Source organism: Synechococcus sp. H60.1 (assembly GCF_047462335.1).
Lineage (GTDB): Bacteria > Cyanobacteriota > Cyanobacteriia > Thermostichales > Thermostichaceae > Thermostichus.
The window spans coordinates 1-9,465 of sequence record NZ_JANSJA010000142.1; the positions used below are offsets into that span (position 1 = coordinate 1).

General features: G+C 51.8%; 5 protein-coding genes. 2 read left to right on the forward strand and 3 right to left on the reverse strand.

Annotated features, from left to right (window positions below; translation table 11 throughout):
* Nucleotides 1-117: 117 nt before the first annotated feature.
* Nucleotides 118-3,906, reverse strand: a complete 3,789-nt coding sequence (locus NW852_RS07460; protein WP_414365989.1) for an FkbM family methyltransferase — start codon at nt 3,904-3,906, stop codon at nt 118-120.
* A gap of 182 nt (nt 3,907-4,088) precedes the next feature.
* Between NW852_RS07460 and NW852_RS07465 the strand changes: the two genes are divergently transcribed.
* Nucleotides 4,089-4,601 carry a type IV pilin protein gene (locus NW852_RS07465; protein WP_414365988.1) on the forward strand — a complete coding sequence of 171 codons (513 nt, stop codon included), beginning with the start codon at nt 4,089-4,091 and terminating at the stop codon, nt 4,599-4,601.
* A 74-nt stretch (nt 4,602-4,675) separates the two neighbouring features.
* On the opposite strand, the gene NW852_RS07470 is transcribed toward NW852_RS07465, so the two are convergent.
* Complete coding sequence (locus NW852_RS07470; RefSeq protein WP_414365987.1) at nt 4,676-5,632, reverse strand: glycosyltransferase family 2 protein; 957 nt, start codon at nt 5,630-5,632, stop codon at nt 4,676-4,678.
* The gene (locus tag NW852_RS07475) at nt 5,605-6,834 is read right to left on the reverse strand and encodes a 2OG-Fe(II) oxygenase (RefSeq protein WP_414398858.1); all 1,230 of its coding nucleotides are present in this window, start codon (nt 6,832-6,834) and stop codon (nt 5,605-5,607) included. The genes NW852_RS07470 and NW852_RS07475 overlap by 28 nt, the downstream gene beginning before the upstream one ends.
* Nucleotides 6,835-7,894: 1,060 nt before the next feature.
* On the opposite strand from NW852_RS07475, the gene NW852_RS07480 reads away from it, so the two are divergent.
* Nucleotides 7,895-9,370, forward strand: a complete 1,476-nt coding sequence (locus NW852_RS07480) for a glycosyltransferase (RefSeq protein WP_414426605.1) — start codon at nt 7,895-7,897, stop codon at nt 9,368-9,370.
* Nucleotides 9,371-9,465: the final 95 nt, after the last annotated feature.

The following is a 9,465-nucleotide window of genomic DNA, read 5'->3' on the forward strand; positions in this document are numbered from 1 at the left end:
TCCACCAGCCCTTCGAGCCCTACGAGCAGATGACGCCCCAGCAGTTGATGGAGTCGCTGCGTTCTTCGGGTTAGTTAATTTTGCTCAAGGCTTGCTTCTTCAAGGAATTTGGTAAGTCTAGGCTGGTATCATATCTGCCACTTTTTCCAAGCTTGAGGGGTGGATTGCGATGATATTTAAGGCGGAAACTGGATATTGCTGGGGCTTAACTTTGGTGAGTTTATTCAGGAAACGGTTGTAGGTATAAAACCCATATCCTAGCGACTCCAGGATCTTCGCGGTAGCAGATCCCGTAACTTTAGAACCGCTGATATTCTCAAAAATAACAATAGGCTGGGTGGCAGCAACCAACTCTAGCGCACCGGATATGACCTGCTCTTCGGCGCCTTCTGCGTCGATCTTGATGAGATCAACTTGCGACTTTCCCTGCGAGCGCCAGATAGAATCCAAAGTAGTAAGACTTACTACTTTTTCATCTCTTGATCTTTGTTCTGACACTGGCCCTGAAGCACTGATGGAGTTAAATACGGTAGCCCTTTCTTCCTGAAATTGGACGGTACCCTCATGGTCTCCAGCAGCAGACTCAACAAGGGAAACAATATTGTCTAGGGAGTTAGCACTGATTGTCTTTTGCAGGTGTTGAATGCAGGAAGGTGTCGGCTCAACTGCAATCACACTGCCTGCCGGGCCGACTCGGCGTGCAGCAAGAAAAGTGTACACCCCAACATTAGCGCCCACATCAATAACATTCATGCCTGCTTTTAGGAAGTGACGGCAGAAATCCACTTCTTCCTCAAACCACTCCCCTTGGGTAAGTAGGACTCGGGTCACGATACTTGAGAATGAAGGTTCTAGTGAAAGCCTACAATTTTCGTAGTCGAGATAAAGATCCGGCTGGCCAGGCAAAGAAGATGTGCGCACTTGGTGTACAACTTCCCACATCGCAATTTGCTTGACTAGACCTGCTAGTTGATGGTTTGGATCGAGACTGAGCACGCGGTTGATTGGCACTAGTCCTTCTATCTTTCTCTGCGAGAGGAGCTCAACTCCCACCGCCAAGGCTGCCTGTGTGTCATCTGGGTTTATAGAATAAGTCAGGTTCCAAAACCTCATGGCTCCTGGGCTATATACAACCCCAATGTGGGCGGCCATCCACTTAGCTAAATAGTATAGGTAGGTATGTTTTGTAGAAGCAGCGGGATCCGAAAAACCTTCGCTTTGAACCCAAATGGGAACATCTGTCAACTGGGAAGGTTGCAGATCCTGGGCTTCCGTACACAAAAACTCCAGTAGAGCATAGGCATCCTCAAAAGCGCGAGAACGATCTCCCAATACCAATAGGGCATGGATTCGGTTTAGCCAACAGGGGACATGATAGGGATCCCTTGCCAAGCCCCTTCGCCAGAGAGACAGCGCTTCTTCCCAGGTGGATTGGCGCGTTGCAACGGAAGCATCGGCGCCTAGGGAACGAATGAGCTGGATCCCCGCTTGATTCCATTCGTCTGGGCTGGAGTACAAGTCGTTGGGGTGAAAGACATAGGTCTCATGAGGTTTGCCTTCCAGAATGTGGAAGAAGGCAGCTTCCATGCTGCGGGCATGCTCACGCGGATCCCAAATTATCGACCAGCGGCGAGAATCTTTGATTTGCTTTTTAATTCGGTTGAGTTGCTCCGGATTGTTGCCCAGTTGGATCCCACGTTGGATAAACTCTTCTACCGACCAGGTGATGCACTCTTCTAGACCGATATTTTTCAGCAGACTGTAGCTCATGCGGCCATAGTAATGGCGGCCTACCAGGGTAAGAACTGGCACACCCATATAAAGGGCTTCCATGGTGTGGGTTGCACCTGTGTAAGGGAAAGTGTCTAGAACTAAGTCAACTAAACCCAGTTGGCCACGATGCTCTTCCACACTCCCAGCTTTGGCCAGAAAGCGGACACGGTCTAAGACGCCTAGCTCTTTAGACTTCTCTTGGTAGCGTCTAACCACTGTGGCAATTTCCCCTGAGCCTTTGACAATGAGAATTCCGTTGGGAATGGCTTTTAGAATTTGCAAATGAGCATTGATACAGTCGTCAGTTCGCTTGTAGGCATTGGCCGCAGTAAGGAGAACAACATCTCTTGGGCCTATTCTTAACTTACTTTTGAAGTCCACCTCATCGGCCGGGATAACGTCCAGATGGTCAACTGCACAATAGCTTGGTAGGCGGATAATTTCTTCGTGGTAATCAGCCTGCGCATCTTCGGGAAGAATATAAGGATCAGCAAAGAAGTAATCAAACTCAGGCAAGCCGACAGCATCTCCCCCTAGCCAGCCAATTTGGATAGGGGCAGCCCGCAGAGCTGCTACGATATTGGCGTCGTGGCTGGTGATAGAGTCCATGAAAACCATGATATCGATATGATCCTCGCGAGCTTGGGCGGCCACTTGAGGAGCACTAACTCCTTCAGAGAAGAAGCGAAAATGAAGGCTCTCCTGGGATCGAAACTTCCGATACATGTTGTCGCGGCTGGCCATTTCCTCGGTTTTCCAGCCCTGGTAGTAGTAGTAACAAATATCCAATACATCACGGGATAAGTTTCTCAAAATGGCTTCGCTGAGGAAGCCTACTGAGTGTCGCTGAAAACAGCTGCCCAGGAAACCAACTCGAAGTTTACGGCTTTCTCCACTGACTGTTTGGTAATCTTGCTGATTTCTTTTCCAATACTCTGACCACAGGAAATCGCGCTGGGAGGCCATGAGGCTGAGGCAATCGTTAAAAATCCTGCCAGCAAGCTGCTGGTAACGACGAATTAGAGATCGATCATCTGTTAGATAGCTCCAACAAAAGCAGACTCGAAAGAGAATAGCTTTGGCGACGGTTAAGCTCTCAAGCATATTTTCTTCATTTACTTTTAGAGACTCTAGGTCAATAGAACTTGAGGTGAGTAAATCCATAATTTTCTGAATGACAAAGCTCACCCTGTCTGGCCGAGCAGCGTGGATCAGCTTTTCCAAAGATTCTGAGAGAAGAGATAGGCACAGCGAGAAGTTTTCCTCTGCCTGGGGGCTTGCGGCTGCCGCAAGAAGCGCTTCTCCCAAGATGGAATAAGCGTCGCTAGTAGAGTCTCCAAAGAGGGCACGAGCTGCCCTCTGAAAGAAGTCGCCGATCAAGTCTTCTATTGTCCACAAACCTTGATAGCGCTTGGCTTGCTCCGGAGCTGCCGCCTGGGCTAGCTGAGCTAGGAGAGCGGCAAAGCCGGATTTCTGACTCTCTAGGAGATGAGCTTGTAGAGCTGTGGCCACTTCGAAAAACAGATCCAGGTAGCCGTCATCCCATAGCCGAATAAGGAGTTCGGTTAGGAGCGACTCCTGGGTAATGTCTATGGTCTCCTCATCTCCCAGACTGGCCAAATGCTCCACCAGGGCCTGCCCGTAGAAGCCGACGGCCAGCTCGTCTTGAGCTTGCAAGGCCCGCAACAGCAGAACTTGGGTGTTATCCCGCTGGTGTGGATCCAACTCAAAAGCCATCTCCCGCAGCTTCAGGCAGATCCGCAAACGCTGCTGGGGATCCCGGGTGGGCGTATTTTCCAGACGGCCTGCCAAAGACAGCAATAGCTCTATCACCTTCTCCGATGGCAGGATCCCGGCCTTGACCAGCGACGTGTAGACCTGGTAGGCAAGGTCTAGGCGGCCCGAAATCAAAACTTGCTCCAGCGCCGCAAGGGTAGTCGCTACCCGGTCAGCTGGGAAAGCTTCTCCAGACGGCGAAGGCACCCCAAGGTCAAAGAGTCCCCACAAGAACTCTCGCCATGCCTCTGGATCTTGCTGTGGGTAGAAAGCCGCCAGCCATTCTGCAAAGACAGCCGGCGATTGCTGCAGCAGTTGCTTGCCTTCCAGGATCCGAGCTTGTAGGGCGAGGTTCATGGGCCGAAAGGAGAGCGCTGGTCTTAATCTGCCATGACTACGGAACCTTTCTGGAGCCACCCCCCCAAAGATCCGCAATTTTGCTTGGGGACAGGCTGTTATGAATGGCCCTCAGGCTGGGTAGGTTAAGACTGGCAGGTAACCTGCCCAAGTAACTCTCTAGTAACTGAGGATCGAGGACCATGAGCGCGAAGTCTCGTCAGTCTCTGTTGCGGGCCAAGCTGGCTCAGCAACTTCTCTCCCAAGCCAAGGGCTTCACCCTGATCGAACTGCTGGTGGTGATCGTGATTGTGGGCGTGCTGTCCGCGGTGGCGATCCCTCAATTCCTGAACCAAGTGCGCCGCTCCCGCACGGCCGAGGCTCAAGCTGCTCTCACTGCAGTAGGGCGGGCTTCTGAAGTCTATCGGCTGGACACCAGTATTTACCCGGATGCCTACTCTAGGATCCAAGCTCCTGGGCCTAACCAGGGCAAATACCTGAACGACCCCTGGAGTGCACCTAACTACCAAACACCAGTGGCAAGTAATAGCGACCGGCAGGGCGTCCGTTGGGACACGACTGCGCTTTCAAGTGCAACAGCATATGTCACTTCCTCGGGTAGCCGCATTCAATGCACCATTGGCCTAGGAGATGAGGAGGCAGCTGTAGCTGCTCTCGACACTTTTGTAGGCAAGAGCTGCAACGTGTTTCAATAGTTTCTGCAGGTTCCACTGTTTGCTTGGCTCCCTTTGGGGAGCTTTTTTTAGTCCTCTGAGACAACCTGAGATTTTCAGGGGGCAAGCACAGTCGCTAGCAACTGGGAAGGATAGCAGATGCGGGTGAGGATACCCTCTTCTATCAAGCTCTGGTTAATCATAGAGTTGCTGTAGAGTACAAACTTTTGGTAAAGAGCCACCATTTGGTTGACATCTCCTGAACAGTATGCATCCCTTGAGGCCAAGTGGAAGGGAACTCGAATGGGATTAGACTTTGAGCGCCACCAGTAGTCGGGAAAGTTTCCCAGTTGAGCGTACTTCTTGTAGTAGTTCTGGAAGCCGCAATTCAAGTAGTGCAAAACAGCGGGAGATGAGGTGACTAGGGTATGCTCCTCTGGAATGTCAAAACTATGTACGCTGTTGGGCAAAAGATTAGGATAAATCCGAGCTGCTGATTTCCCATTTTGATAGGCTAAAAAGTATTGGCCCTTGCCAGAGATACTCTCAAACTTAATATAAAAGTTGGGATCTAAAACAGCAGGGTTTTGCTTGAACAGAGTAACTTCGCGAAAGTAATCTTCAATCTCAAACTTTTCGGGGGCTGCCTCGTAGTTTAAGAAGCGAACCTGAAGTATGTCGCTACCTAGCTGGTCAAACCAATCCAAGGTAAGTGCCTCGCCGAGGTAGAAGAGCTCATCTCCATCAATGTGAATGATCCAATCCATGCCTTGCTCAAGGGCAATCTGTATAGCAGTTTCCACATTTAAAATCTGGCGGGCCATGACCTCGTAGCTGACATGAGGGCCATATTTTGCATAGAGGATATTGCCTAGCGCTTGCTGGACTTGCAAAGCTTCGTCATTGGGAATAGCTGTTACGTCGGAGAATCTAAGCGCTATCTGAGCAGCAGGATCCTCCGGATCGTCAAAGAAGATATAGATGTGGGCGATCCCGATGGCGAGGTGGTAACAATACAGACTTTGGCCATATTGAATTCGAGCCTTTAGGCAAGTTGCTTGGTTCCTAACCAAGTGTTGATGGTGAAGCGGCTATCGGCAAGGGCTTGACTGGGACTAAACACAGGCAGGATTTCGTGCAGGCAACTGCTAGGGAAGAAGACGATGCTGTTGTTAGTTGGAATCACCTCATCATAGGTTCCATGGAGAATTGGCGGATGGGGCTTCTGCCTTTGAGTATCGTAAATACGCAGCTCACCCCCTCGGTAGGGCTTGGGCTCTTTGTGAAAGTAGTACACACAGCTTACCTGACGAAAGGCTGTCTGGGGATAGGAATTATCGGTATGGGGAGTAAAGTAGCAGCCATCATAGCTAGCAATCATCTCCATCTCGAAGATTTGGATATCGAAGTTCTCGATGCCTAGCTCCACAAAGATTTGAGGAGCAACCCTAGCAATCTTCTCCCTCAGCAGGGATCCATACTCCTGAAAGTAAGCCAAATCTAGCCTTAGGGAGCGCCGAAACTTGAGAGAGTCAGCCTCAGTGTTGCTTTGGCTATAGCTTCTCGCAGGGATAAACTTATCTTGGTGAGCAATGGCATGCTGCAAGATGGCCTGGTTGACTTCAGCTGGTAGGAAGTTATCTAGCTTAACGTACTTACAAGGATAGAACCGGGGCTGCTCCGGCGGATCTGGCTGAGAAAACGTGAGGGATACTGGGTTGGCATTCAGCAACAACCCTGGGCCGAGTTCCCGGATGTAAGCCAAATCTTGCTCAGTTAAAGCTCTGTGTTGGGGATCCCAGCTCAAGAGATGGATCCCTTGGCTGAGCTTGGGAAAAGCTTTTTGCAGATGAAAAGCGGGATCCACCCCCATCAAATCTAAGGTCGATTGGGCAAGGGATCCGTAGCGGCAGTGATCGACCAAGTACAGGGCCGGCTCAGCCAGGTAATCCCGCAGAAGCAGGGACTGGAGCAAATGGGTGCGATAGTCAACAAGCTCCGCCCAGAAGCAAACGCCAATTCGGGCATCGGGAAACCCTTCCCCCAAATCTGCCAGAAGAGCGGGGATGGATCCTTCTAGCAGCAGAACCCGTTCTTCTAACCCTAGCCGAAGGATCTGGGCTTGGAGATCTTCCGCGCTGGGCAATTTTTTAGAAGAATTCTGGAGCGGATCCCGTAGAATTACTGCTAGTTTTTCAGGATGGCGAAGCATTGCCTCTAGCCCAGCTCCTGAGTCTTCCCAGCCGATCTGACAAAAGATCTGCTGTTCAGGCATGCGACCTAGAGCCCAGTCCAATAGCTGAGCGAGACTCCCGACTTGCTCCAGGTCGGAAGCAAGCTCCTGAGTAAGGTCTTGGCACTGCATGGAAGGGATCCCTGGCGTTCCGTTCTCTCTAGCCTAATGTACCCGGATTCACCCCTAGTTCCCGCAGCTTTTGTGCCAGGTGCTCTGCCCGTCGCTGCTCCTACTTGACCTCGGCAGGTGGCCGCTTGGGTAGGTAGGCCAGCCAAATCCGGTCTATCAACGGCGGGGCTGCCCATGGCCTATCCCAATAGAGGGTCAAGGGATCCCTTCTTCTTTAGCCTGACTTCCAGGGCAAGCTAGGGTTGCCAGTTATCGATCCAGCTCTAGAAAGCTGCAGGGGCGGCCTAAACAAGGGCTTTGACGGATCCCTGAGGAGTAGAGCTGGCTTTATAACCGTTTCATAAACCTAGGACTGCTAAGCTCCTACGGACTGCCCGAGCGAAGAATCAAAAAATGAAGGGTACCAAGGCCGCAGCTCCGCGTATTCTTCTCAACTGGCCAGCTCCACCCGACTACATCCCGCCCCCTCTGCTTTCAGACCGGCAGGTAACCCTCTGTCCCAAGGCAAGAGCAAAGGGATTTGGGTTAGGCTTTGTCAACTTCACCGGCGGCCTAGTGGAGTGCCCAGAAGGAGATTATGACCTCTACGACTTTGTACAGCAATCTGAGCAGATTGCAGATAAGGAGTTTGACTTAGTTGCTGTTTGGACTTCTAGCTTCGACTCCAGTAATCCTTTCAACACCAAAAAGTTTAGCTGCCCAACCGTCTTACTGGCTGGCGATACTCACCATTGGGAGTTCCCCATTAATCACCTCCTAGCCTACTGGGCTACCGAAGGCTTTGACTACGTGGCCACCGCCTACAACCGCCAGCACCTGCACTGGTTTGCTGCAGCAGGCTTGGAAAACCTGGCCTGGCTGCCCCTTATCTCCATGCGCCCTATCCACCCACGAGTGGGTAGAAGCGAGAGAAAACCAAATTGTCTTCATTGGCCAGCAAGGCTCTCGGCACCCCAGACGCTCCCGACTTGTGCAGGCTTTGAAGGAAGCGGGTTTGCCTATCCTCATCAAAGCTGCCAATCGCATAGAAGCAGCCGAACGCTTTGCCAACTCGCTGATTTCGTTTAACTGTAGCCAAAATGCGGATCTCAATCTCCGCAACCTGGAAGTGATCTCAGCAGGTGGCTTTTTGTTGACAGACCGTCTTTCTTTTGCCTCGGGCTTCAACGAGCTGCTGGTGCCAGGAACCTACTGCGACACCTACGACTCCGAAGACGAACTTTTGGAAAAGGTTCGCTACTACCTCGACCATCCACAAGAAGCCATCGAGATTGCCCGCCGTGCCTACCAAGCCTTCGACAAACAGTGGCACCCCCGCCACCGCATCCAGAATCTGCTGGACTGGGTGTTTGGCGGAGAGCTGCCCGAACCCTTCCGCTACTCGCCTCGTTTCGAGGTGCGTCACTTTGTCAGCACGGCTAACTCTCACCTGATAGACACCCGCCTGGCTGTGTATGAGCCTGTGCAAGAGCTGCATCGGGTGCAAGAGCGGCTCAAGGTGTTTCTCAGCCGCGGCTGTCCTGGGGTGATTGCTGCTGATTTGCTGGACTTGCCGCGGCTGGAGCTGTATGGGGAAGGGAGCTTTGTGGATCCCTGTGCTCTCTTGCAGCAGAGGGGCGTGGCTGAGCGGGTGCATGAGCTAACAGGAGAACCAGCAAGCTGGCCAGTGTTTGATGTGGCTGTGTGCACGGTTGAGGATCTCCAGAGACTGAAGCAGCCCCTCAAAGCCAACTTTGCCTTTGTCTTAGGAGAAGATCATCAGCTCGTCTTTGCCAATGCAGAAAGAATCACAGAAACTTTTCTCATTGACTTAATCCAAAAGGACAGTTCTGCTCCGTCAGCCTGGCTACGAGGGTACGAAGGCGTTGAGTATGAGGAGACAGTCGCCAACCTCAGCCGGCTTTACGAGCCAACTGCTTCCTTACTTCCAGAGGTTAAGGTGGTGGTGGATGTCGGAGCCGGAGTAGGGGTAGCGAGCGCCTGCTTCCGAACATTTCATCCGCAGGCGGCCATTCACTGTTTTGAGGTGGATCCCTTGGCCTTACACCTGCTGCAGCAGAATGCTCTGAGTTTGGGCAACTGCCATGTGCATCCAGTGGGCCTAGCAGAGCAGAATAGCCTCAAGACTCGTCGTCTCTGGCCAGAAGACTCTCAAACAGAGTGGGGAGTGGAGCAGGTGTTGGTCTTTCGGGAAGCCAAGGCAACCCTGCAGGAGCTAGGTCTGCAGCGCATCGATGTGCTCAGGGTGGCTATAGGTGGACAAGGGGTAGAGGTGTTGGCTAGTTTGGAGCCATGGCTCAAAGACGTCAAGGTCATCTATGTGGAGTTTGGCTCGGAGCAGAACCGCAAGCAGATTGACCAGATGCTGGATCCTTCTCACATGATCTGGCAGGGGGAGATCATAGCTGGTCAAAGAGGATCCCTCTGCTATCTGCGCAGAGCTTAGGAGTGGACTCTTGAAAAGAGAGGAGATGCGAAAGTCATGAACTCAACTATCGTTGTTACAAGCGCAGACAGCAAGTTTTTTGAGTTAGTCCAGGG